Genomic DNA, 24086 nt, shown 5'->3' on the forward strand with positions numbered 1-24086 from the left:
TAAGTATTGCAGGGATTGCGCCATCCCGGCGCGCTTAACGAAAATCGGGATAAACGCCAGGAAATAACTCGCTTGTGCAACATTTAATCTCAAACATTAACATTTGCTGGTATTTTGCCCAGGTTTACAGCCAGAAAACAGACGGGAAAAGTGGCCTACTGCGCTAAAAGTGGGCAAAAATTGCACTATTGCAGTGCGTGGAGTGAAGTGTTGTTGAATAGTTTTGTTACGAAAGTATTTTAAATCAATGAATTAGAAAACATACAGATTTTGAGGTTTAATCGCAAATTGCGATCTAAATCAAATTTAACAACTAAAGTTAAAAAGATTAGCGCCGAAATAACATAAGCCGAAAGAGTTAACAACCAGATAACCTGCACAGGACGCAACCATGTCTTCTCATCCCTACGTTAGTCAGCAAAATACACCGCTGGATGATGATATCACCCTCATGTCGACCACCGATTTACAAAGCTATATTACCCATGCGAACGATACCTTTGTTCAGGTCAGCGGCTATCAGCTGAATGAATTGCTCGGTAAGCCGCATAACCTGGTTCGTCATCCGGATATGCCAAAAGCGGCGTTTGCGGATATGTGGTACACGCTGCAGCAGGGCGAGCCGTGGAGTGGGATTGTGAAAAACCGGCGTAAAAATGGCGATCACTATTGGGTGAGAGCCAACGCGGTGCCGATGGTGCGGGATGGACATGTTACCGGGTATATGTCCATCCGGACCCGGGCGACGGAGGAAGAGATCGCGGCGGTAGAGCCTTTATATAAGGCGCTGAATGAAGGGCGTTGTAACAGGCGTATTCATAAAGGGCTGGTGGTGCGTAAAGGCTGGCTGGGTAAACTCCCGTCGCTCCCGGTGCGCTGGCGGGTACGTAGTGTGATGGCATTGATGTTTGCCGTGCTGGCCGTTGCGTTGCAGCAGATGGGGACTGAATGGCCGCTACTGCTGATGAGTGCGCTGGTGATGCTGGCTGGAACGACGATCTTCGAATGGCAAATTGTACGCCCAATCGAGAATGTTGCCCGTCAGGCGCTGAAAGTCGCGACCGGAGAGCGCAATAGCGTGTCGCACCTTAACCGCAGCGATGAATTGGGGCTGATGTTACGGTCAGTGGGGCAACTGGGATTAATGTGTCGCTGGCTTATCCATGATGTTTCAAGCCAGGTTTCCTGTGTGCGTAACGACAGCGAAACGCTGGCAAAAGGCAGTGATGATTTGAACCGGCACACGCAACAGACGGTAGAAAATGTGCAGGAAACGGTGACGACGATGAACCAGATGGCGGCGTCGGTGAAGCAAAACTCCGCGACTGCATCCGCTGCCGACAAGCTCTCCATTGCAGCCAGCAGTGCGGCAACGCAGGGTGGTGAGGCGATGGACACCGTCATTAAAACGATGGACGATATTGCTAATAGCACCCAGCGGATCGGCACTATCACTACTCTGATTAACGATATTGCCTTCCAGACTAACATTCTGGCGTTGAACGCAGCGGTTGAAGCCGCGCGAGCGGGTGAGCAGGGGAAAGGGTTCGCCGTGGTGGCGGGAGAGGTACGCCATCTTGCCAGCCGTAGCGCCAGTGCGGCGAATGACATCCGCAAATTGATCGATGCCAGCGCTGACAAAGTGCAGTCTGGTTCCGATCAGGTTCACGCTGCCGGGCGCACAATGGACGACATTGTGGCGCAGGTACAAAACGTTACCCAACTGATTGCCCAAATCAGCCACTCCACGCTGGAACAGGCGGATGGGCTTTCCAGCCTGACCCGTGCGGTGAATGAATTGAGCAGCATTACGCAGAAAAATGCAGAACTTGTCGAAGAGAGTGCCCACATTTCAGCGATGGTGAAACATCGTGCCGGGCGTCTGGAAGATGCCGTAACGGTCCTGCATTAACCTCAGGTGCGAAGGCGGAACAACGGGTTCCGCCTTTTGACCGGTTTGTTTTAATCTAACTGGGTGATGTCCAGTGAGGCACGATCGATAATACCGATGATTTTTTTGATCTGCGCATCGCTGGTATCACCATGATTAACCCGCAGATCCAGTACGGCCTTGAAGTTATCCAGCGCCCGTTTCATTTGCGGATTTTTACGTAATTCAAAACCCACACAACGCGCTTTAATGCGTTCGTGGATATGTTCCAGATGCTCACGGTTTTCATCAAGCCACTGCTGACCTTGCGTGGTGATCGTTATCTGTTTACGTCCGCTTTCTTCATCGTTGATGACAATCAGTTCCTGGTCCTGCAAAAAATCCAGCGTCGGATAAATCACGCCGGGGCTTGGTGTGTAATTACCCTGGGTCAGTGTTTCGATGGCTTTGATCAGTTCATAGCCGTGGCTGGCATCGCGGGTCAAAATATCCAGAATCACCAGGCGCAATTCGCCGTGGCCGAAAAAGCGCTGACGACGGCCGCCGCCGCCCCGGCCATGGCGATGTCCGCAGCCGTGCTCGTGGTGGTGCTCTTTGTTACAACCTTCGTGGCGATGTTCTTCACTTTTGCAGCAACCCTGATGGTGATGTTCGGTGTCATGGCCTTCGTGGTGATGCCCTTCACCTTTGCAGCATCCTTCGTGTTGGTGTTCTGCATTTTTGCAGCAACCTTCATGTTGGTTTTGCATCATCTTCTCCTGATGTTATTTAGATATATCTAATTTATATCTAAAATCTTGTGTTTTGCAAGGGTGTTATTTTTATTGATTATAATATATTGATTTTTATAATTTTTAATTCAGTGTTGTCGTTCTGGTAAGCAGAGCGGGACTATATCAAAAAAAGTGCTTGCAATATTTGTAACTAGCAATCATTATCATTTAAAAATTTAATTAGATATATCGTATTATTTTCACGAAGGCGGAAAAATGACAAAAAATACCCCACGCTACCCACAGCGCGTTCGTAATGAACTGCGCTTTCGCGAACTCTCAGTCCTGCGCGTTGAACGCATAAGCGCGGGTTTTCAGCGTATCGTTCTTGGCGGTGACGCACTGGATGGCTTTAGCTCACGCGGTTTTGATGATCACTCCAAAGTCTTTTTTCCTGAACCGGGTACGCATTTTGTGCCGCCAGTGGTGACGGATGAGGGCATTGTCTGGGCAGAGGGAGTCCGTCCTGCATCCCGGGATTACACGCCGCTGTATGATGAAGCGCGTCATGAGCTGGCGCTGGATTTCTTCATTCATGATGGTGGCGTGGCGAGTACCTGGGCGATGAACGCTCGTGAAGGTGACAAGCTGACAATCGGTGGACCACGCGGTTCTCTGGTGGTACCAGAAGACTATGCGTATCAGGTTTACGTGTGTGATGAGTCGGGAATGCCTGCTCTGCGCCGCCGCCTGGAAGCGCTGAGTCGTTTAGCGGTGCGTCCAGAGGTGACTGCACTGGTGAGCGTGCAGGATGCAGCCTGCCAGGATTATCTTTCCTACCTCGACGGGTTTGCTATCCAGTGGTTTGTCGGTCACAACGAGCAGGCGGTGAACGACGTGCTGGCGCAACTAAATGTACCTGCAGAAGATTATTTCATCTGGATAACAGGCGAAGGAAAAGTGGTGAAAAACCTGAGTGCCCGCTTTGAAACCGAGGAGTTCGATCAGCAGCTGGTACGTGCAGCTGCTTACTGGCACCAACGCAAAGCCGCTGATCAATAATTAGACGGAGGAACGCCAAAGGCCTGGCGAAACGCGTAGCTAAATGCCGCGGTGCTCGAATAACCCACGTCGAGTGCGGCGGCGGTCACGCTTTTATTTTTCTTAAGCATTAATACGGATTCCAGAATCCGCATTTTTTGCTTCCAGACGCTGAAAGGTAATCCCGTTTCTTTTTTGAAATGGCGCGAAAATGTGCGAGGCGACATGCCGAGATGCTGCGCCCAGTACTCTAACGAATGCTCCAGCGCGGGGGATTCCTGTATTGTCCGGCAGATTTTTGTTAATTCGCGATCCTGTGGCCAGGGTAATACAAAGGCAACTTCCGGTAACTGCAAAATAATATCGACCAATACGCTGACCAGCTTCCCTTCTTTTGACTGACGATCGTAATGGCCCGAAATTAAGTTGGTCGCGTAATGAATAAACTCTCGGGCGAAATCACTGATGGCGACCACTTTACACTCATCAATACGTTTCTCCAGAAAGTCCGGTTTAATATCCAGATTCTCTAAATGAACATCATCCAGCGCCCATACCGCATGTTCAATATTATGAGGGATCCAGATTCCATAATGCGCGGGGATTATCCAGCATTTGCCGGCGACATCAATACGCATGCTTCCCTTGCGGGCAAAATGAAACTGGGTAAAAGAGTGTGAGTGCTGCGGTACATGGTTATTCGCTTCAAGGACATATGAGCGAAAGTAAACATCCTGCGGCAGTTCTGCCATTGAGTCATCCGGGAAGGAATTCCACTGTTTCTGCTTGATGGTTTCCATAAAGAAATACGTAATGCTCCCGGTTATGTGGCCTCTACTCGATAGATCTTGTCCGCAAATCATAATACATACACTCTGTTTTCCATAATAATCTTGCCTAAGAATTATTAGCCCACTTTTGGTAAAGACCATGGACACGCTTTGTTCAGATGCTGTAATCGTAAATGAAACAAATGATAATTGGACGCGGATGGGGAAAGAGCTGCTCCAGCAGGCTGATATCCAGATCAATGGTTCGCGTGCCTGGGATATTCAACTTCATCATGCCGGTTTCTTTAAACGGGTACTGCAACAAGGTTCTTTAGGGCTTGGCGAAAGCTATATGGAAGGCTGGTGGGACTGCGAACGGCTCGATATTCTGTTCTGCAAGATCCTCAAAGCAAAACTCGATCAAAAAATGCCGGGCAATCTGAAAGATATTTTACGCATTGCCAGTGCACGCCTTTTTAATTTGCAGTCGCGCAGCCGGGCCTGGATTGTCGGCAAAGAGCATTATGATATTGGTAATGATCTCTTCGCCCTGATGCTTGATCCGTACATGCAATATTCCTGTGGCTACTGGAAAGATGCGACCTCATTAGAGGATGCGCAAAATGCCAAATTAAAAATGATCTGCGAGAAGTTGCAACTGAAGCCGGGGATGCGTTTACTGGATATCGGTTGCGGATGGGGTGGCCTGGCAGAATATGCAGCGCGCCATTATGGCGTGGCGGTAGAGGGTGTCACCATCTCGAAAGAGCAACAGAAAATGGCGCAGCAGCGCTGTGACGGGCTGGATGTCACCATTCTGCTTCAGGACTATCGTGACCTTGATAAGCACTACGATCGTATTGTCTCCGTGGGGATGTTCGAACATGTGGGGCCGAAAAACTACGATACCTATTTCAGTATCGCTGACCGCTGTTTAAAACCTGATGGCCTCTTTCTGCTTCACACCATTGGCAGCAATAAAAAAGGGATGAGTGTAGATCCGTGGATCAATAAATATATTTTCCCGAACGGATGTTTACCGGCGATATCGCATATTGCCGAGGCCAGTGAGTCGCGGTTTGTGATGGAGGACTGGCATAACTTCGGTAGTGATTATGATAAAACGCTGATGGCCTGGCACCAGCGTTTTAATCAGGCATGGCCAGAGTTGTCTTCACATTACTCCGCCACTTTTAGAAGAATGTTCAATTACTATTTATGCGCATGCGCCGGAGCTTTCCGCGCCCGAGACATTGAGCTTTGGCAGGTACTGTTTAGCCGTGGCGTCGAGGGCGGTATTCGCGTTTATCGCTAATAGGGTTAGTAGAGAGATTCATGCGAACTCGTGCCAACGCCTGTCGCATTTATCGAGAACATTTGATTCCTGAATCGAGTTCCGCTCACCGTAAAACGCGCCCTGAGCCAGCATTCATGCTGGCTCTCCTGGCCTTACGGAAACGCGTCGGCAATTTTCAGCCGGACCCGCCACACCTCACCACCTGAGTTTTTTGAAGGACTATTTGAGAGCATTCTCTGCCAGCGCTTTAAACACCATCGCGACAGCATGTGCGCCGGGGTCCATATTACCGAGCAGGCTTTCGCTATTGAGGTAAGACGCGCGACCCGCGTTGGCTTTGCTCGACAGACAAGTGCGTTCTGCGCCAGCTTGTGCGGCCTCAAAAGCAGCTTGCAGGTTTTGCGGTTGTGCCAACAGAGAGGTTAGTGCGGGCTGCAACGCATCAATCATCGTGCGATCGCCTTCATCCGCGCCACCGTAAAACTTCATCTGAGCCAGACCCGTATTCAGCGCTTCGGCAACCTCAGCACCTTGTTCCAGTTTCTGCCCGGCTGCGGTAAAGAAGATGGACATCAGCACGCCGCTGGAACCTCCCATAACCACAGTCAGACGCTCCCCAATCAACGCGAACAGCGTGGCCAGATCAGCAAGCGGTAGTTGCTTACGCTGTAGCTGGTCGGCAATTTCACGTGCGCCTGCCGCAAAGGTTGAACCGGTATCACCATCACCCACTTTGGCATCCAGCGCGTTGAGATGTGCTTCCAGGCCGGAAAGCGTCCCGGTGACCTGTTCAATGATTCCGGCTACCAGCGCGTTCTCTGAAGGCTGGAATTCCACGCGTGCACTGCGCTGAGATGATGGCACGGTAGTGATTTCACGTGGTGGTACGGGGGTTGGCCAACTGGTGGTTTCCACCTCGGTTAACAGCGCTTTTTCGATGCTCTCTTCCAGCACGATGGCCGTCAGCGAAAAGCCTTTCATATCCAGAGCTGTGACCAGCGAGGCAGGGCCAATCAGCCAGTCGATGCGCGAGTGCAGTGGGCTGGTTGCCAGTTCGTGGGTCAGAATAGCCATTTCCGCAATCGACACGCCGCCGAGGTTATTAATCATCAGTGCCAGGCGACCGGTTTCAGGCAGCACGGCAATCAGCTTATCTACCATCAGATTGACAATCTGCGCACTGTTTTGGGTGGAGATCACGGATGCGCCCGGCTCACCGTGAATACCCATTCCCAGTTCTGCATGCCCCGAATGATGACGTGGTGCAGTCTCGGTTTCCTGCGGCAGATGACAACTGGAGAGCGCAACACCAAGGCTGAAGGTGTTGTTTGCCGCATATTGCGCTTCACGCAGGACGGTGGCGAGGTTATAGCCGCGCTCGGCAAAATAGCCGGCAATTTTATGTACCAGAATAGTCCCGGCGATACCGCGAGGATGTTTGTTATCCGGCAGCGAAATGTCATCACCGACGATCAGCATCTCGACGTTATAGCCAAGCCGACGGGCTTTCTCTGCCGCAAGACCAAAGTTAAGACGGTCGCCAGTGTAATTCTTAACGATCAACAGGCAACCTGCGTCACCGGTTACCGCCTGAATGGCTGTCAGTACCGCATCCACGCTTGGCGAAGCAAATACGTCGCCACAGACAGCTGCGGTTAACATGCCCTTGCCGATAAACCCGACATGAGCGGGTTCGTGCCCTGAGCCACCGCCGGAGATCACTGCCACGTTATTTTTATTGAGGTCGCGACGTACCACGATACGAATGGCTGGATCGCTCTCCAGACGTGCCAGGTTGTTCCACGGGCTGGAGATGATCGTACCGTCGATAACGTCGTTTACGAGATGGTTGCGCTGATTAAAAAAGAATTGAGACATAACGGCTCCTGGAGATTAAGAGTAAAACAAACCCCCGGATGCATTGACATGGTGCGGAGGCGATGGAGAGATTTTGGCTGAGTCAGTGCGGAAAAAAACACATGCAAAATGAGTTTCATTACGGAACATGAATGTTCTTTTTTGTTCCAAAATGAAACGTAACTGTACGAAAAAATTACACAATGCGAACCCGAACAACTTTTTTCTCTTTGTATTAGAGAGGGTAATACGTCGCAGGATGCTATTTTCGGATGGTTACGACGGTGGTGGAGAGGAAATGCAAAACCTGATTTTAGTTACCCGCGCGGCATTGGCGCTAAATGAGCGGATCGGGATCGCAAACCTTATTAATTTCAGGGTTAATCGTTCCAATATGGAACGTCAGTCATTTTTATCTGTTTCATATCAGAACAAAAAGACGAAAGATTTTTTTGTTCACGCCTCGCCATACAGTTATTGCATCGCTCCGGTACCCCTTCGTTTTGCTATCTACATCAGGCTAAACAGGTGAACGCCAGGGCTCATCATGTAAAAACATGTACTTATTTGAGGATGAAAGGAATGCTAAAAGTTATTCAATCTCCAGCCAAATATCTCCAGGGTCCTGACGCTTCTATCTTATTTGGTCAATACGCTAAAAATCTGGCGGACAGCTTTTTCGTGATTGCAGATGACTTCGTGATGAAGCTGGCGGGGGAGAAAGTGCTCAACGGCCTGCACAGCCACGACATTAGCTGTCATGCGGAACGCTTTAATGGTGAATGCAGCCATGTGGAAATTAATCGTCTGATTGCCATTTTGAAACAACATGGCTGCCGTGGCGTTGTGGGGATTGGCGGCGGGAAAACGCTGGATACAGCCAAAGCGATTGGCTATTACCAGAAGCTGCCGGTGGTGGTGATTCCGACTATTGCCTCTACTGATGCACCAACCAGTGCGCTGTCCGTTATCTATACTGAAGCCGGTGAGTTTGAAGAGTATCTGATCTACCCGAAAAACCCGGATATGGTGGTGATGGATACGGCGATTATCGCCAGGGCGCCGGTGCGTCTGCTGGTTGCCGGAATGGGCGATGCGCTTTCAACCTGGTTTGAAGCGAAAGCCTGTTACGATGCCAGAGCGACCAGCATGGCGGGCGGGCAGTCCACGGCGGCGGCACTGAGCCTGGCACGCCTGTGCTATGATACGTTGCTGGCAGAAGGCGAAAAGGCACGCTGTGCAGCGCAGGCTGGCGTGGTGACGGATGCACTGGAGCGTATCGTGGAAGCGAATACTTATCTCAGCGGCATCGGCTTTGAAAGCAGCGGTCTCGCGGGCGCACATGCGATCCATAACGGCTTCACGATTCTGGAAGAGTGCCACCATTTGTACCATGGTGAAAAAGTTGCGTTTGGTACGCTGGCACAACTGGTCCTGCAAAATAGCCCAATGGAAGAGATAGAAACCGTGCTGGATTTCTGCCAGAAAGTTGGCCTGCCGGTCACGCTGGCGCAAATGGGCGTAAAAGAAGGCATCGACGACAAGATTCATGCCGTTGCCAAAGCGACCTGTGCGGAAGGTGAAACCATTCACAATATGCCGTTCCCGGTGACACCAGAAAGTGTTCATGCCGCTATTCTGACGGCGGACCTGCTGGGGCAGCAGTGGCTGGCACGTTAATCAGGCGTCGGTAAGCCTCTTTCCGGCATCTTTTCTCCCCTCTGACAGTCTCTGCCGGAGGGGTTGTCTATGGTAAAACAGCGGAAATGGATATGACGGCGCACACTCAGGACATCGGGAAGGAAGTCTCTTCGGTCATCGCCCAGTCATGGCATCGTTGCAGCAAGTTTATGCAGCGTGAAACGTGGCAGGCGCCGCATCAGGCGCAGGGACTGACTTTTGAGTCGATTTGTCGACGTAAGACTGCGCTGCTGACGATAGGTCAGGCTGCGCTGGAAGATGCCTGGGAGTTTATGGACGGACGTCCCTGCGCGCTGCTTATTCTGGATGAGTCTGCCTGTATTCTCAGCCGTTGCGGCGATCCACAGACGGTAGAACAACTGGCGGAACTTGGGTTTCTGGATGGTAGCTACTGTGCTGAGAGCATCATTGGCAGCTGTGCATTGTCGCTGGCGACAATGCCAGGACAACCGACAAAAACCAGCGGGGATCAGCACTTTAAACAGGCGCTACATCCGTGGTCATTTTGCTCAACGCCGGTGTTTGATAACCACGGGCGACTGTTTGGCTCGATTTCGCTTTGCTGCCTGGTAGAGCATGAATCCATTTCTGATTTATCGCTGACGCTGGCGATTGCCAGGGAAGTCGGTAATTCTTTGCTGACCGACAGCCTGTTAGCCGAATCTAACCGACATCTCAATCAGATGTACGGATTGCTGGAGAGTATGGATGACGGCGTGATGGCCTGGAACGAGCAGGGCGTACTGCAGTTTCTCAATGCACGCGCCGCCATGCTGTTGCATCTGGACGCTCAGGCCAGCCAGGGGAAAAACATTAATGACCTGGTCAATTTACCCACCCTGCTGCGTCGTGCGATTAAACATGCCCGCGGCCTGAATCACGTCGAAGTCACCTTTGAGAGTCAGCATCAGTTTGTTGATGCGGTCATTACTCTGAAGCCGATTGTAGAAGAACAGGGCAACAGCTTTATTTTGCTATTGCATCCGGTTGAGCAAATGCGTCAGTTGATGACCAGTCAACTGGGCAAGGTTAGCCATACTTTTGAACAGATGTCGACGGATGATCCGGAAACCCGGCGTTTGATTCATTTTGGTCGCCAGGCGGCCAGGGGAAGTTTCCCGATCCTGTTGTGCGGTGAAGAGGGGGTGGGTAAAGAGCTTCTCAGTCAGGCCATTCACAATGAAAGCGAACGTGCCAGCGGCCCTTATATTGCCGTGAACTGCCAGTTGTATGCCAACAGCGTACTGGGGCAGGACTTTACGGGCAGTGCACCAACCGATGATGAAAATGGTCGACTGAGTCGCCTCGAACTGGCGAACGGTGGCACGCTGTTTCTGGAAAAAATTGAGTATCTGGCGCCGGAGCTACAATCTGCTCTGTTACAGGTGATCAAGCAGGGGGTGTTGACTCGCCTCGATGCCCGTCGGTTGATCCCGGTTGATGTGAAAGTGATCGCCACTACCACGGTAGATCTTGCTAATCTGGTGGAGCAAAACCGCTTTAGCCGCCAGCTGTATTACGCACTACACTCCTTTGAGATTGTTATTCCACCGCTGCGGGCGCGGCGTAACAGTATTCCGGCACTGATTCATACGCGCCTTAACAGCCTGAAGAAACGCTTTTCATCCAGCCTGAAACTGGACGACGACGCGCTGGCACAACTGGTAGCTTATTCGTGGCCGGGCAATGACTTCGAGCTAAACAGCATTATCGAGAATATCGCCATCAGCAGCGATAACGGCCATATTCGCCTGAGCAATCTGCCGGATTATCTGTTTGCCGAACGTCCAGGTCTGGAGGCCGCATCGTCGCTGCTTCCTGCCAGCCTGACGTTTACCGCCATCGAAAAAGAGGCGATCATCCACGCTGCTCGTGTTACCAGTGGGCGTGTGCAGGAGATGTCGCAACTGCTGAACATTGGGCGTACCACGCTGTGGCGCAAGATGAAACAGTACGACATTGATGCCAGCCAGTTTAAACGCAAACATCTGGAGTAGTTTCTTCAATTCTGGCCATTGAGAACAGCGCATCCGATAAGCGATTGATGTAACGCTTAAGCTCTCCGCGTACGGCAATTGTTCTGTCCATTGCTGTGAGAATACGCTCCAGCCGTCGTGTCAGCGTTCGTGCAACGTGCAATTGCGCAGATGCCAGATTTTTCCCTGGAGTCACAAACTCTTTAAGCGGGCCACTTTGCGCCATATTGCGGTCAATCAGTTGCTCCAGTGTCTGAATATCCCCTTCGCCAATGGTCTGTTTTAAACGGGAAAGACCTTTTTCATCACTGGCTAACTCGGCGCCCAGCACAAACAGCGTTTTCTGGATGGCGTGTAGATCCTGCTGTAGCTCTGTTTGCCGGGTCGTAGCGTAGCAGACGCCAAGCTGGGAAATCAGCTCATCTACGGTGCCGTAGGCATTAACGCGGATATCATCTTTGTCGATACGACTGCCGCCAAACAACGCGGTAGTGCCCTTATCGCCGGTTCGGGTATAGATACGATACATTTATGTTATCTCACTGAAGGGAAGAACTTTGACCAGTTGACCGGCGTTGGCGCCAAGTGTGCGAACCTGTTCGATTCCGGCAGCGATATGCCCACAGACCAGCGCACGATCCTCGGGTAACTGGGCATGGGTTAAGGCAATATCCCCCGTCACGCTGAGGCCGAGACCAACGCGCAGCGCCGAGCTTTTTGCTGCCCGTTTGCTGAGCGCCAACGCGCTCTCATTCTCGTCGTAACTGATGGCCTTGCAGGGGACGCCTTGCTCTTCCAGTCCCCAGCACAGCTCATCAAGCACGCGAGTATCCTGCCAGCGCGAGTGATAAAAAAGATGCACACCTGGAGATGAAAGTGACATTGCGTCCCCCCTTTTTCAGTCAGAATGCCTGGTGGAAGATTTCGGCAACCTCTTTCTCATTCCCTTTACGCGGGTTCGAGAACGCGTTGCCGTCTTTCAGCGCCATTTCCGCCATATACGGGAAATCTTCTTCTTTTACGCCAAGCTCGCGCAGATGCTGCGGAATCCCGATATCGGCAGAGAGGCGGGCAATCGCATGAATCGCCAGTTCAGCGGCGTCCATGGTGGACAGGCCATCCGTGTTCTCGCCCATAAAACCGGCGATATCAGCGAATTTTTCCGGGTTGGCAATCAGGTTATAACGCGCCACGTGTGGCAGCAGAACAGCATTTGCCACGCCGTGCGGCATGTCATACAGGCCACCTAGCTGGTGCGCCATGGCATGCACGTAGCCGAGGTTGGCGTTGTTAAAGGCCATACCCGCCAGCAGAGAGGCATAGGCCATATTTTCGCGGGCTTTCAGGTTGCTGCCCAGCGCGACGGCCTGACGTAAATTACGGGCGATCAGGCGAATCGCCTGGATAGCAGCGGCATCGGTGACCGGGTTGGCATCTTTTGAAATATACGCCTCAACGGCGTGAGTCAATGCATCCATCCCGGTGGCGGCGGTGAGTGGTGCAGGTTTGCCGAGCATCAGCAGTGGATCATTAATAGAGACAGACGGCAGGTTGCGCCAGCTGACAATAACGAATTTCACTTTTGTTTTGGTGTTAGTCAGCACGCAGTGGCGGGTCACTTCGCTGGCGGTACCGGCGGTGGTATTGACCGCAACGATTGGGGGCAGCGGGTTGGTCAGTGTTTCAATTCCGGCGTAGCTGTAGAGATCGCCTTCATGAGTGGCTGCGATGCCAATGCCTTTACCGCAGTCATGCGGGCTACCGCCACCGACGGTGACGATAATATCGCACTGCTCTTTACGAAAAACTGCCAGGCCATCACGTACGTTGGTGTCTTTAGGATTCGGCTCGACGCCATCAAAAACCACTACCTCAATACCGGCTTCACGCAGATGGCTGAGGGTTTTATCTACCGCACCGTCTTTAATTGCCCGCAGGCCTTTATCAGTAACCAGCAGTGCTTTTTTCCCACCCAGTAGTTTGCAGCGTTCGCCGACGACGGAAATAGCATTAGGGCCAAAAAAGTTCACATTTGGCACCAGGTAATCAAACATACGATAGCTCATAATATACCTTCTTAAGTTTAATTTATAATTCAGAGAAGCAATTCAGTGCGCTTTGGGCTAATAACATATCCTGTTCAACAGTGCCGCCACTGACGCCGACAGCACCGATTGTTTTTCCGTTTGATATGACAGGCAAGCCGCCGCCAAAAATAACTATTCGCTGTTGGTTGGTTAGCTGTAAACCATATAGAGAAGTACCAGGTTGTACCACATCAGTAATTTCGTGAGTACCTTGTCGCAGGCAGCAGGCGGTATACGCTTTATTGAGAGAAATGTCACAACTGGTGATAAACGCCTCGTCCATACGTTGCATCAGCAGCGTATTTCCGCCGTGATCAACAACAGAAAAGACCACCGGAACGTTGATTTCATGCGCTTTCGCCTCGACTGTGGCTGCCATTTTCTTTGCTGCCGCCAGTGTGATGGTGGCGATGGGTTGGGTCTTATTCACATTATCTCCTGACAAGATTGTAGGGCTGAGGTCGCGAAAAATATTGTGCGTCAGCTATTTTTTTTAGTGGGTTTTCTTTATTCTCGCGCTGCGTGTTATTAAGTCAATAGGGTGAGGTTTTCTAAAAAATTAAGTTTATTTACTGCTTTTGGCATTTGTTGATAATGATCATTTAACCCTGTCACAATTCGCTGTGAATATTTCAGATAGCCGTTTCAATGTGGAACGGAGAAGTTTAATTACGTACCAAATTGGAACGAAATTAATTTAATTTTTTTATTGGTCTGCTCATTTAAAGTTCGGCTATTGCTGATGAAAGGCGATTGCCGGGGATTTAATCCTCCGGCGATCTGGCCCAGCGTCTCTATTCTTTATCTTTTGAGTCTATAAATTATGAGAAGATCAAAACGATTCGAAGCCCTTGCCCGGCGGCCTGTAAACCAGGATGGGCTTATTGGCGAATGGCCGGAAGAAGGGCTAATCGCCATGGAAAGCCCCTACGATCCGGCGTCGTCGGTGAAGGTGGAAAATGGTCGTATTGTTGAGCTGGACGGCAAGAGCCGCGCGCAGTTCGACATGATTGACCGTTTTATTGCCGACTATGCCATTAATGTCTCCCGGACAGAGCAAGCGATGCAGCTCGATGCGCTGGACATAGCCAGAATGCTGGTGGATATCCACGTCAGTCGGGAAGAGATTATTGCGATTACCACCGCAATCACCCCGGCGAAGGCGGTGGAAGTGATGGCGCAAATGAACGTGGTGGAGATGATGATGGCGCTGCAAAAAATGCGTGCCAGACGGACTCCCTCAAACCAGTGCCACGTCACCAACCTGAAAGATAATCCGGTCCAGATTGCCGCCGACGCTGCCGAGGCGGGGATCCGTGGCTTTTCCGAACAGGAAACGACAGTGGGTATCGCTCGCTATGCGCCGTTTAACGCACTGGCGCTACTGGTTGGCTCACAGTGTGGTCGCCCTGGCGTGCTTACGCAATGTTCTGTTGAAGAAGCCACGGAGTTGGAACTGGGGATGCGTGGATTCACCAGTTACGCCGAAACGGTATCGGTATACGGGACTGAGTCGGTGTTTACCGATGGCGATGATACCCCATGGTCAAAAGCCTTTCTCGCCTCGGCTTATGCTTCTCGCGGACTGAAAATGCGCTATACCTCCGGTACCGGATCTGAAGCGCTGATGGGTTATTCAGAAAGTAAATCAATGCTCTATCTCGAGTCGCGCTGCATTTTTATCACCAAGGGAGCGGGCGTTCAGGGGCTGCAAAACGGTGCGGTTAGTTGTATCGGGATGACCGGCGCGGTGCCGTCGGGGATCCGCGCGGTGCTGGCGGAAAACCTGATTGCCTCGATGCTCGACCTTGAAGTGGCATCAGCGAATGACCAGACCTTCTCGCACTCCGATATTCGTCGCACCGCGCGCACCTTGATGCAGATGTTGCCCGGCACCGACTTTATCTTCTCCGGCTACAGCGCAGTACCGAACTACGACAATATGTTTGCCGGGTCGAACTTTGACGCCGAAGACTTCGATGATTACAACATTCTGCAGCGCGATCTGATGGTTGACGGTGGTCTGCGTCCGGTCACTGAAGAGGAAACCATCACCATCCGTAATAAAGCCGCCCGCGCCATTCAGGCGGTATTCCGCGAGCTGGGCCTGCCGCTGATTAGTGATGAGGAAGTTGAAGCCGCGACCTATGCCCACGGCAGCAAAGATATGCCTGCGCGCAATGTCGTGGAAGATCTGGCAGCGGTGGAAGAGATGATGAAGCGCAATATTACCGGGCTGGATATTGTTGGGGCATTAAGCGCCAGTGGCTTTGAAGATATCGCCAGCAATATTCTCAATATGTTGAGACAGCGTGTCACCGGCGATTACCTGCAAACATCTGCCATTCTTGACCGTCAGTTCGATGTGGTTAGCGCCGTCAACGATATCAATGATTATCAGGGGCCTGGCACCGGCTATCGCATTTCCGCTGAACGCTGGGCGGAAATTAAAAACATTGCGGGCGTGGTTCAGCCCAACTCCATTGAATAAGGCGGTACTCCTGTGGAATGCACAACTGAACGTAAGCCAGTTTTCACATTGCAGGTCAGTGAAGGAGAGGCGGCAAAGGCAGACGAACGCGCAGATGAGGTGGTGATTGGCGTTGGTCCGGCCTTTGATAAATACCAGCATAAAACCCTGATTGATATGCCGCACAAGGCGATCCTGAAAGAGCTGGTTGCCGGGATTGAAGAAGAGGGACTGCATGCGCGGGTGGTCAGGATCCTGCGTACCTCGGATGTTTCGTTTATGGCCTGGGATGCGGCGAACCTTAGCGGTTCCGGCATTGGTATTGGTATCCAGTCAAAAGGAACAACGGTTATTCATCAGCGCGATTTACTGCCGCTGAGCAACCTTGAGCTTTTTTCTCAGGCACCGCTACTGACGCTGGAAACCTACCGGCAGATCGGCAAGAACGCTGCGCGTTATGCGCGTAAAGAGTCACCCTCGCCTGTTCCGGTGGTGAATGATCAGATGGTGAGGCCGAAATTTATGGCTAAAGCCGCGCTGTTTCATATTAAAGAAACCAAACATGTGGTGCAGGACGCCTCTCCTGTCACGCTGCACGTTGCATTAGTAAGGGAATGACCATGAGCGAAAACATCATGACCGCGCAGGATTATCCGTTAGCGACTCGTTGTCCGGAGAAAATCCTTACGCCTACCGGTAAACCGTTAACTGACATCACCCTTGAGAATGTGTTGGCGGGGCGTGTGGGATCGCAGGATGTGCGTATTTCTCAGCAAACGCTGGAGTATCAGGCACAGATAGCTGAGCAAATGCAGCGTCACGCCGTTGCGCGCAATTTCCGTCGTGCGGCGGAACTGATTGCCATTCCGGATGCTCGTATTCTGGAAATTTACAACGCGCTACGCCCGTTTCGCTCTTCAATGACGGAATTACTGGCTATTGCTGATGAGCTTGAACACACCTGGCACGCTACGGTGAATGCCGGTTTTATCCGTGAGTCAGCAGAGGTGTATCAGCAGAGAAACAAGCTGCGGAAAGGCAGCCAATAACGGAGGCAGTATGTCGTTAGTTGCGGGGATTGATATCGGCAACGCCACGACAGAAGTGGCGCTGGCACAGCGTGGCAGGTTTGTCGCCAGCGGGATTGTCGCCACGACGGGTATGAAAGGCACGCGGGACAACATCGCCGGGGTGATAGCCTCTTTGCAGCAGGCGCTGGATAAAACGCCATGGTCACTTAGCGATGTGGTGAAAGTTTGCATCAACGAGGCCGCACCAGTGATTGGCGATGTCGCGATGGAAACGATCACTGAAACCATCATTACAGAATCGACAATGATTGGCCATAACCCACAAACTCCGGGTGGCGTTGGGGTAGGGATGGGTACCACTATCGCTCTGGAAAAGTTGGCTTTGTTAAACAAAGATCAGTTTGCGCAGGGCTGGATCCCGTTGGTTGGTGAAAAGATAGATTTTCTCGAGGCGGTCTGGTTGTTGAATGAGGCACTGGATCGTGGTGTTAACGTCGTGGCGGCGATCCTGAAAAAGGATGATGGCGTGCTGGTTAACAATCGCCTACACCGAACATTGCCGGTAGTCGATGAAGTGACGCTGCTGGAAAAGGTACCGGAAGGTGTGCTGGCTGCGGTGGAAGTCGCTGCGGCAGGGCAGGTTGTTCGGGTGCTGTCGAATCCCTACGGCATCGCCACCTTCTTTGCCCTGACGCCTGAGGAGACCCAGACGATCGTGCCGATCGCCAGGGCGCTGATTGGCAATCGTTCCGCCGTGGTGTTGAAAACGCCGCAGGGGGATGTACAGTCGCGAGTGATCCCGGCAGGAAAGATCTTTATCAGCGGAGAAAAGCGCAGTGGCGAAGCCGATGTGTCGCAAGGGGCACAGGCGATTATGCAGGCGATGAACGGATGTGCTCCTGTACGCGATATTCGTGGTGAGGCTGGTACGCACGCGGGCGGTATGCTTGAGCGCGTGCGTAAGGTGATGGCCTCGTTGAGCGGCCACGATATGAACACAGTACATATCCAGGATCTGTTGGCGGCAGATACCTTTATCCCCCGTAAAGTCCAGGGCGGTATCGCCGGGGAACATTCGATGGAGAATGCCGTTGGCATTGCGGCGATGGTGAAATCCGATCGGTTACAGATGCAGGCGATCGCCAGCGAACTGAGTACGCGACTGGGTACGTCCGTTGAAGTCGGCGGTGTGGAGGCCAATATGGCAGTGGCTGGGGCGTTGACCACCCCCGGATGTGCAGCACCACTGGCGATCCTTGATTTAGGCGCAGGATCTACCGATGCCGCCATTATTAATGGTGATGGTGTCGTTAAGGCGGTGCATCTGGCAGGAGCAGGAAACATGGTCAGTTTACTGATTAAAACGGAGCTGGGGCTGAACGATCCTTTTCTGGCTGAGGAGATTAAGAAATACCCGCTGGCGAAAGTGGAGAGTCTGTTCAGTATTCGTCACGAGAATGGTGCAGTGGAGTTTTTTCGCGAGCCGCTAAGTCCCTCTGTTTTCGCCAAAGTGGTATATCTGAAAGATGGTGAACTTATCCCTATTGATAACCAGACGTCGCTGGAGAAAATCCGCCTGGTGCGTCGTCAGGCAAAGGATAAGGTCTTTGTGACTAATTGCCTGCGCGCGTTGCGCCAGGTCTCGCCCGGCGGCTCTATCCGCGATATTACCTTTGTGGTGCTGGTGGGGGGCTCATCGCTGGATTTTGAAATCCCACAAATGATCACCGAAGCGCTGTCGCATTACGGCGTCGTTGCCGGTCAGGGCAATATTCGTGGCACAGAAGGGCCGCGCAATGCGGTGGCAACCGGGCTGGTTTTAGCCGACGAAGCGTAACAATAGTGCAGAAAATCGCCACCGCAAGCGTTTGGCTGAGGCATGAATCAAATAAAGGTAACGTTCTCTTTGATATCCCGGTTGACTTGGGTTCATATTATAAATGTGTTTATTACGCGGTTAATTTTAAGGATAAGAGCATGCCAACAGCAATTGAGAAAGCATTGGATTTTATTGGTGGTATGAACACATCGGCGTCAGTACCACATTCAATGGATGAAAGTACGGCCAAGGGAATTTTAAAATATTTGAATGAGTTAGGTGTGCCAGCTAGCGCAGCCGATATTATGGCTCGCGGTGAACAAGAGGGATGGAATCCAGAGTTCACGAAAAAAGTGGCCGGATGGGCAGAAAAAATTGCCTCCGGTAATCGTATCCTCATTAAGAATCCTGAGTTTTTTACAGCCTACATGCAGGAACAGCTCCAGGCGTTAGTGTGAGCTGATCGTTTGAATTAGACGCTAACCGGACGTTTCCACTTTCAGAGTGGTGGCGTCCAAAAGCGTTATCAACATGCTGGTGAGTACGGATTATCACTGTACTGCTCAGGACTCCATCGACATCCCCCAGTTTTTTCCGATCGTCATTACCTGTTCAGGTATACAAATTTCAGTTTCGTTATTGATTAGCCTCCTCTGGGGACCTGCCTAAATAATCAGAGAGCACACAAAACAAAAAGGACCTGCGATTGCTCGCAAGTCCTTGAAATTTGGTGGCCCCTGCTGGACTTGAACCAGCGACCAAGCGATTATGAGTCGCCTGCTCTAACCACTGAGCTAAGGGGCCGTGGCGGTGGATTATAAAGTAACTCTGTGCTGCAATCCAGCCATAAGCGTACGGATGCTGTTTTTATAAACAATGTATTTTCAGTCCGTTATACTTGTCCATTGATGTATTGCTGGGAGTGATTATGGTTAAGGACATACTGGCGCCGGGGCTGCGAGTGATTTTTTGCGGCATCAATCCGGGGCTATCTTCGGCGGGGACAGGGTTTCCATTTGCACATCCTGCAAACCGCTTCTGGAAAGTCATCCATCAGGCGGGATTTACCGATCGCCAGCTAAAGCCGGAAGAGGCGGAACATTTGCTGGATTTCCGCTGTGGTGTTACCAAATTTGTCGACAGACCGACGGTACAGGCCAATGAAGTGAAGCTACAGGAAATGCGTAGCGGTGGCCGTAAACTCATTGAGAAAATTGAAGACTATCAGCCTTCGGCGTTAGCTATTCTGGGTAAACAGGCGTTTGAACAAGGTTTCAGCCAGCGTGGAGCGCAGTGGGGAAAACAGACGTTCACGATTGGTGGTACGCAGATCTGGGTGTTGCCAAACCCCAGCGGGTTGAGCCGGATTTCGCTGGAAAAGCTGGTGCAAGCGTATCGGGAATTAGATGACGCCCTGGTTGTTCGCGGGCTGTAAAGAAAAACGCCACCTTGCGGTGGCGTTTGTGCTTATACGGCCAGATTAATCGTCGAGGAAGCTACGCAGCACTTCAGAACGGCTCGGGTGGCGCAGTTTACGCAGCGCCTTCGCTTCGATCTGACGGATACGTTCGCGGGTAACGTCGAACTGTTTACCCACTTCTTCCAGCGTGTGGTCGGTGTTCATATCGATACCGAAACGCATACGCAGAACTTTCGCTTCACGAGCGGTCAGGCCAGCCAGAACGTCGTGCGTAGCGGCACGCAGGCTCTCAGTAGTGGCAGAGTCCAGCGGCAGCTCGAGGGTGGTATCCTCGATGAAATCACCCAGATGCGAATCTTCGTCGTCGCCAATTGGCGTTTCCATGGAGATAGGCTCTTTGGCAATCTTCAGCACTTTGCGGATCTTATCTTCCGGCATCAGCATACGTTCAGCCAGTTCTTCCGGCGTCGGCTCGCGACCCATCTCTTGCAGCATCTGGCGGGAGATACGGTTGAGCTTGTTGATAGTCTCAATCATATGTACCGGGATACGGATGGTACGTGCCTGATCCGCGATAGAACGGGTGATCGCCTGACGGATCCACCAGGTTGCATAGGTGGAGAACTTGTAACCACGACGGTATTCAAACTTATCTACCGCTTTCATCAGACCGATGTTGCCTTCCTGAATCAGATCCAGGAACTGCAGACCACGGTTGGTGTATTTTTTGGCGATAGAGATAACCAGACGCAAGTTTGCTTCAACCATCTCTTTTTTCGCACGGCGGGCTTTCGCTTCACCGATTGACATACGACGGTTGATATCTTTGACCTGCTCAATGGTCAGTCCGGTTTCTTCTTCGATCTGCTGCAGTTTCTGCAGGCCGCGGTGAACATCATCTGCAACGTCGTGCAGTTTTTCAGACCACGGCTTGTTCATTGCGATTGCTGCGTTGAACCAGGTTTCGCTGGTTTCGTTGCCGGTGAACAGAGTAATGAAGTTTTTCTTCGGCATTTTGCACTGCTCAACGCAGAGCTTCATGATCAGACGTTCCTGAGTACGCACACGGTCCATCATGACGCGCATGCTGTTTACCAGGTAGTCGAACTGCTTCGGCACCAGGCGGAATTGTTTGAACACTTCAGACAGCTTCTGAATTTCTTCCTGCGCGGCTGCATGGCTGCGGCCTTTCGCTTTGATAGTGTCACGGGTGATTTCGTACTGAGTACGCAGCTCACCGAATTTCTCACGCGCTAATTCAGGATCGATGCTGTTGTCGTCATCGCTGCTGTCGTCGTCTTCTTCTTCATCTTCGTCTTCGTCGTCATCCATCTCTTCCTGAGAGAGTTCAGAGCCAACGTGCGTCGCTGTTGGTGCCAGGTCTTCTTCCGCGTTCGGATCAACAAAGCCGGTGATCAGATCGGAAAGACGCGCTTCTTCAGCTTCAACGCGATCGTATTGTTCAAGCAGGTAGGTGATGGCTTCCGGGTATTCGGCAACGGAGCATTGAACCTGGTTAATCCCGTCTTCAATACGTTTAGCGATGTCGATTTCGCCTTCACGGGTTAACAGCTCAACGGTACCCATTTCACGCATATACATGCGTACCGGGTCAGTTGTACGGCCGATTTCGGACTCAACGCTGGACAGAACCTGGGCAGCCGCTTCTTCCGCGTCTTCATCGGTGCTGTTGGAGGTTTCGGCAAGCAGCAGATCATCGGCATCCGGTGCTTCTTCCATCACCTGAATACCCATGTCATTGATCATTTGGATGATGTCTTCGATTTGATCTGAATCGACGATATCTTCCGGCAGATGGTCATTGACCTCGGCATAGGTCAGATAGCCTTGCTCCTTACCACGTTGGACAAGAAGCTTCAGCTGTGACTGCGGGTTTTGCTCCATAAGACGGTATCCACACTTAATTCGTTTGATTGGTGTTGGGCGGTAAAACCGCCAACGGCAAAACGAGGGCATACTTATATTTGCCGCTGCCTCTCCGTGCGGCTGTCGGGGTCTTCCCGAACGATATTCGGCAGTTAAGCCGTTAAATACTTCATCCTTCACGTTGTCTCTGCGTTAGCTGCGTTCACTCATCCTGGTCATGTACTGATGTACACTCCCTGGAGTTCGTTCACTTACTGCCTTGATACAACGCGAATGATTTTGTCTTTCGCTTATTTTTTAGCCAGCTCCTGGTTCAGTGTCCAGAGTTCCCGGCGTTCTTCGCTGCTTAAACCGTGTGTGCGCTCACGAGCTATCAACTCTTCCTGGCGCAGTTCAAGCATCGAATCAAACATATGGTTGAGTGAGTCGGTGAAGGTTTTTTCTGCGATATCTTTATCTGCTATATCGTCCCACATCGACAGTTTTTCAAGGGTTGCAGCATCATTTGTGCCGCGATAGTGCTCTAAAAGTTGTCCGGTGGTCAGACCTGGCTGAGACAGACAAGTGTTGACCAGTTCTCTAAATAAGCCAAGTCCGGGTAGCTTATTTTGGTCCAGGGCGCCTAACGGCGGAACCAGCGGTGCTAAGTCCGGGTTTTGCACCAGTAACCCTATCAGTATACGCATGGTAGTGCGTTTTAGCTGTGGAACAGGGCGGGAAGCCCCATTTTCTGCCAGTTTTGGCATTAAACGTTCAAGCTGGCTGTCATCCAGAATGCCGAGCTTGTTCCCTAACTCCTGCCGCAGATAAATACGCAGCGTTTCGCCTGGAACCTGAGTGATCAGCGGCAGTGCTAAAGTGCTTAGCTGTGCACGTCCATCCGGAGTACTCAAATCCACCTGGGGCAGCAGGCTGTTAAATAAAAACGCGGAGAGCGGTAAGGCCTGCTCCATCCGGGTTTCAAATGCCTCTTTCCCTTCTTTACGCACCAGCGTATCGGGATCTTCGCCATCAGGTAAAAACATAAAGCGCAGCTGACGTCCGTCTGTCATGTAAGGCAGTGCGGTTTCCAGCGCGCGCCAGGCAGCATCGCGTCCGGCACGGTCTCCGTCGTAACAGCAAATGACGTTGTTCGTCGCACGGAACAGCAGTTGAATGTGATCGGCGGTGGTTGACGTCCCAAGGGATGCCACGGCGTAGTTAATGCCGAATTGTGCCAGCGCGACCACATCCATATAGCCTTCAACCACTAACAGGCGCTGTGGATCGGCGTTATCCTGTTGGGCTTCATAAAGGCCATACAACTGACGACCTTTATGGAAAATATCGGTTTCCGGGGAGTTCAGGTACTTCGGCAGAGCATCGCCCAGCACGCGTCCACCAAAACCAATCACCCGACCACGTTTGTCGCGGATGGGGAACATAACCCGTTCACGGAAACGATCGTAACTGCGTCCCTGATCGTTGGTGACCAACATACCCGCGTCGATCAGCGATTTGCGATTTTCAGGATTACCGCCAAACCGTTTCAGGACGTTGTCCCAGCCGGGGGGCGCAAAACCAATAGCAAAACGGGTGATCACGTCGCTACTGAGTCCTCGCTTTTCCAGATACTGGCGCGCAGGTGTAGCGGCGGGTTGCATCAGAGACTGTTGATAAAACGTGTTCAGGCCATCCATCAATTGATAAAGACTTTGCCGTTGATGGCGCTCTATCTGACTGGGGCCACTGCCTGCTTCATAAGGCACTTCGAGGTTGTGCATTGCGGCAAGTTCTTCGACGGTTTCCACAAACTCGAGCTTGTCGTAGTTCATGAGAAAATCGACGGCGTTGCCATGCGCGCCACATCCAAAGCAGTGATAAAACTGTTTTTCACCGTTTACGGTGAAAGAGGGGGTTTTTTCGTTATGGAACGGACAGCACGCATGATAATTTTTGCCCTGCTTTTTCAGCTTCACCCGCGCATCGATCAGATCGACAATGTCGGTTCTTGCTAGCAGATCATTAATAAAAACACGTGGAATTCGTCCAGCCATAAGCCCCGTTATTTCTGATGACTATAAACGAAAATAAGCCGCGCATTCCTTTCGGAAGCACGGCCTTACAACTACAACTCGGTCTGAATT

21 protein-coding genes and 1 tRNA gene are annotated in these 24086 nt (G+C 51.6%); 12 read left to right on the forward strand and 10 right to left on the reverse strand.

The features are described 5' to 3' along the window. The first annotated feature begins 391 nt into the window (after positions 1-391). Complete coding sequence (locus tag SK36_RS00855; RefSeq protein ID WP_048220516.1) at positions 392-1912, forward strand: methyl-accepting chemotaxis protein; 1521 nt, start codon at positions 392-394, stop codon at positions 1910-1912. A 50-nt stretch (positions 1913-1962) separates the two neighbouring features. On the opposite strand, the gene SK36_RS00860 is transcribed toward SK36_RS00855, so the two are convergent. Then, positions 1963-2643 carry a PadR family transcriptional regulator gene (locus tag SK36_RS00860; protein WP_167493935.1) on the reverse strand — a complete coding sequence of 227 codons (681 nt, stop codon included), beginning with the start codon at positions 2641-2643 and terminating at the stop codon, positions 1963-1965. Between the two features lie 237 nt (positions 2644-2880). Here SK36_RS00860 and SK36_RS00865 point away from each other — a divergent pair, with 237 nt between their 5' ends. After that, positions 2881-3666, forward strand: coding sequence for a siderophore-interacting protein (locus SK36_RS00865; protein ID WP_048220518.1), 786 nt, complete (start codon positions 2881-2883; stop codon positions 3664-3666). Here SK36_RS00865 and SK36_RS00870 read toward each other — a convergent pair. Next, positions 3660-4508 carry a helix-turn-helix domain-containing protein gene (locus tag SK36_RS00870; RefSeq protein WP_045447824.1) on the reverse strand — a complete coding sequence of 283 codons (849 nt, stop codon included), beginning with the start codon at positions 4506-4508 and terminating at the stop codon, positions 3660-3662. The two genes, SK36_RS00865 and SK36_RS00870, sit on opposite strands and share 7 nt — an antisense overlap. 67 nt (positions 4509-4575) lie before the next feature. On the opposite strand from SK36_RS00870, the gene cfa reads away from it, so the two are divergent. Then, positions 4576-5730 (forward strand): cyclopropane fatty acyl phospholipid synthase, encoded by a 1155-nt coding sequence (gene cfa / locus SK36_RS00875; protein WP_045447821.1) that lies wholly within the window; start codon positions 4576-4578, stop codon positions 5728-5730. Positions 5731-5931: 201 nt separating this feature from the next. On the opposite strand, the gene SK36_RS00880 is transcribed toward cfa, so the two are convergent. Then, complete coding sequence (locus SK36_RS00880) at positions 5932-7590, reverse strand: glycerone kinase (protein WP_048220519.1); 1659 nt, start codon at positions 7588-7590, stop codon at positions 5932-5934. A 277-nt stretch (positions 7591-7867) separates the two neighbouring features. Here SK36_RS00880 and SK36_RS00885 point away from each other — a divergent pair, with 277 nt between their 5' ends. The 3 genes from SK36_RS00885 (at position 7868) to dhaR (ending at position 11267) form a co-directional block, all read left to right on the forward strand. Continuing rightward, positions 7868-8101 carry a hypothetical protein gene (locus SK36_RS00885; protein ID WP_045449793.1) on the forward strand — a complete coding sequence of 78 codons (234 nt, stop codon included), beginning with the start codon at positions 7868-7870 and terminating at the stop codon, positions 8099-8101. Positions 8102-8151: 50 nt separating this feature from the next. Further along, positions 8152-9249 carry a glycerol dehydrogenase gene (locus tag SK36_RS00890; RefSeq protein ID WP_045447815.1) on the forward strand — a complete coding sequence of 366 codons (1098 nt, stop codon included), beginning with the start codon at positions 8152-8154 and terminating at the stop codon, positions 9247-9249. 92 nt (positions 9250-9341) lie between these two features. Beyond that, positions 9342-11267, forward strand: coding sequence for a dihydroxyacetone kinase operon transcriptional regulator DhaR (gene dhaR / locus SK36_RS00895; RefSeq protein ID WP_045449791.1), 1926 nt, complete (start codon positions 9342-9344; stop codon positions 11265-11267). Here the strand turns inward: dhaR and SK36_RS00900 are convergent. From SK36_RS00900 to SK36_RS00915, 4 genes are read right to left on the reverse strand one after another with little or no spacing between them, the layout of a single operon-like run. Next, positions 11245-11775 (reverse strand): cob(I)yrinic acid a,c-diamide adenosyltransferase, encoded by a 531-nt coding sequence (locus tag SK36_RS00900; RefSeq protein ID WP_045447812.1) that lies wholly within the window; start codon positions 11773-11775, stop codon positions 11245-11247. The genes dhaR and SK36_RS00900 overlap by 23 nt on opposite strands. Further along, positions 11776-12129: a glycerol dehydratase reactivase beta/small subunit family protein gene (locus SK36_RS00905; RefSeq protein WP_045447809.1), complete on the reverse strand. Its 354-nt coding sequence runs from the start codon at positions 12127-12129 to the stop codon at positions 11776-11778. It lies immediately after the preceding gene. Positions 12130-12148: 19 nt separating this feature from the next. Further along, complete coding sequence (dhaT, locus tag SK36_RS00910) at positions 12149-13312, reverse strand: 1,3-propanediol dehydrogenase (RefSeq protein WP_048220520.1); 1164 nt, start codon at positions 13310-13312, stop codon at positions 12149-12151. A gap of 22 nt (positions 13313-13334) precedes the next feature. Beyond that, positions 13335-13763, reverse strand: coding sequence for a GlcG/HbpS family heme-binding protein (locus tag SK36_RS00915; protein ID WP_048220521.1), 429 nt, complete (start codon positions 13761-13763; stop codon positions 13335-13337). Positions 13764-14156: 393 nt separating this feature from the next. Between SK36_RS00915 and SK36_RS00920 the strand changes: the two genes are divergently transcribed. From SK36_RS00920 to SK36_RS00940, 5 genes are all read left to right on the forward strand, one after another. Continuing rightward, a complete protein-coding gene (locus tag SK36_RS00920; RefSeq protein WP_048220522.1) occupies positions 14157-15824 on the forward strand; it encodes a propanediol/glycerol family dehydratase large subunit in 1668 nt (555 codons plus the stop codon). A 12-nt stretch (positions 15825-15836) separates the two neighbouring features. Next, positions 15837-16421 carry a propanediol/glycerol family dehydratase medium subunit gene (locus SK36_RS00925; RefSeq protein WP_048220523.1) on the forward strand — a complete coding sequence of 195 codons (585 nt, stop codon included), beginning with the start codon at positions 15837-15839 and terminating at the stop codon, positions 16419-16421. A gap of 2 nt (positions 16422-16423) precedes the next feature. Continuing rightward, a complete protein-coding gene (locus SK36_RS00930; protein ID WP_045447790.1) occupies positions 16424-16852 on the forward strand; it encodes a glycerol dehydratase small subunit DhaB3 in 429 nt (142 codons plus the stop codon). Positions 16853-16862: 10 nt separating this feature from the next. Next, complete coding sequence (locus SK36_RS00935) at positions 16863-18671, forward strand: diol dehydratase reactivase subunit alpha (RefSeq protein ID WP_048220524.1); 1809 nt, start codon at positions 16863-16865, stop codon at positions 18669-18671. Between the two features lie 140 nt (positions 18672-18811). Next, positions 18812-19111: a DUF1889 family protein gene (locus SK36_RS00940; protein ID WP_045449790.1), complete on the forward strand. Its 300-nt coding sequence runs from the start codon at positions 18812-18814 to the stop codon at positions 19109-19111. A gap of 270 nt (positions 19112-19381) precedes the next feature. Here the strand turns inward: SK36_RS00940 and SK36_RS00945 are convergent. Continuing rightward, positions 19382-19457: transfer RNA gene (locus SK36_RS00945), tRNA-Ile, on the reverse strand. 124 nt (positions 19458-19581) lie between these two features. Here SK36_RS00945 and mug point away from each other — a divergent pair. Beyond that, complete coding sequence (gene mug / locus SK36_RS00950) at positions 19582-20088, forward strand: G/U mismatch-specific DNA glycosylase (protein WP_045447729.1); 507 nt, start codon at positions 19582-19584, stop codon at positions 20086-20088. 45 nt (positions 20089-20133) lie between these two features. On the opposite strand, the gene rpoD is transcribed toward mug, so the two are convergent. Further along, a complete protein-coding gene (rpoD, locus tag SK36_RS00955; RefSeq protein ID WP_045447727.1) occupies positions 20134-21978 on the reverse strand; it encodes an RNA polymerase sigma factor RpoD in 1845 nt (614 codons plus the stop codon). Positions 21979-22250: 272 nt separating this feature from the next. Next, positions 22251-23996: a DNA primase gene (gene dnaG, locus SK36_RS00960; RefSeq protein ID WP_045447725.1), complete on the reverse strand. Its 1746-nt coding sequence runs from the start codon at positions 23994-23996 to the stop codon at positions 22251-22253. Positions 23997-24086: the final 90 nt, after the last annotated feature.

This window comes from Citrobacter sp. MGH106 (assembly GCF_001037495.1).
Classification (GTDB): domain Bacteria; phylum Pseudomonadota; class Gammaproteobacteria; order Enterobacterales; family Enterobacteriaceae; genus Citrobacter; species Citrobacter murliniae.

Bases quoted from the DNA above. Each gene is read 5' to 3' on its own strand.
- SK36_RS00855 (WP_048220516.1), top strand. From the start codon at position 392: ATGTCTTCTCATCCCTACGTTAGTCAGCAAAATACACCGCTGGATGAT.
- SK36_RS00860 (WP_167493935.1), bottom strand. From the start codon at position 2,643: ATGATGCAAAACCAACATGAAGGTTGCTGCAAAAATGCAGAACACCAA.
- SK36_RS00865 (WP_048220518.1), top strand. From the start codon at position 2,881: ATGACAAAAAATACCCCACGCTACCCACAGCGCGTTCGTAATGAACTG.
- SK36_RS00870 (WP_045447824.1), bottom strand. From the start codon at position 4,508: ATGATTTGCGGACAAGATCTATCGAGTAGAGGCCACATAACCGGGAGC.
- cfa (WP_045447821.1), top strand. From the start codon at position 4,576: ATGGACACGCTTTGTTCAGATGCTGTAATCGTAAATGAAACAAATGAT.
- SK36_RS00880 (WP_048220519.1), bottom strand. From the start codon at position 7,590: ATGTCTCAATTCTTTTTTAATCAGCGCAACCATCTCGTAAACGACGTT.
- SK36_RS00885 (WP_045449793.1), top strand. From the start codon at position 7,868: ATGCAAAACCTGATTTTAGTTACCCGCGCGGCATTGGCGCTAAATGAG.
- SK36_RS00890 (WP_045447815.1), top strand. From the start codon at position 8,152: ATGCTAAAAGTTATTCAATCTCCAGCCAAATATCTCCAGGGTCCTGAC.
- dhaR (WP_045449791.1), top strand. From the start codon at position 9,342: ATGACGGCGCACACTCAGGACATCGGGAAGGAAGTCTCTTCGGTCATC.
- SK36_RS00900 (WP_045447812.1), bottom strand. From the start codon at position 11,775: ATGTATCGTATCTATACCCGAACCGGCGATAAGGGCACTACCGCGTTG.
- SK36_RS00905 (WP_045447809.1), bottom strand. From the start codon at position 12,129: ATGTCACTTTCATCTCCAGGTGTGCATCTTTTTTATCACTCGCGCTGG.
- dhaT (WP_048220520.1), bottom strand. From the start codon at position 13,312: ATGAGCTATCGTATGTTTGATTACCTGGTGCCAAATGTGAACTTTTTT.
- SK36_RS00920 (WP_048220522.1), top strand. From the start codon at position 14,157: ATGAGAAGATCAAAACGATTCGAAGCCCTTGCCCGGCGGCCTGTAAAC.
- SK36_RS00930 (WP_045447790.1), top strand. From the start codon at position 16,424: ATGAGCGAAAACATCATGACCGCGCAGGATTATCCGTTAGCGACTCGT.
- SK36_RS00935 (WP_048220524.1), top strand. From the start codon at position 16,863: ATGTCGTTAGTTGCGGGGATTGATATCGGCAACGCCACGACAGAAGTG.
- SK36_RS00940 (WP_045449790.1), top strand. From the start codon at position 18,812: ATGCCAACAGCAATTGAGAAAGCATTGGATTTTATTGGTGGTATGAAC.
- mug (WP_045447729.1), top strand. From the start codon at position 19,582: ATGGTTAAGGACATACTGGCGCCGGGGCTGCGAGTGATTTTTTGCGGC.
- rpoD (WP_045447727.1), bottom strand. From the start codon at position 21,978: ATGGAGCAAAACCCGCAGTCACAGCTGAAGCTTCTTGTCCAACGTGGT.
- dnaG (WP_045447725.1), bottom strand. From the start codon at position 23,996: ATGGCTGGACGAATTCCACGTGTTTTTATTAATGATCTGCTAGCAAGA.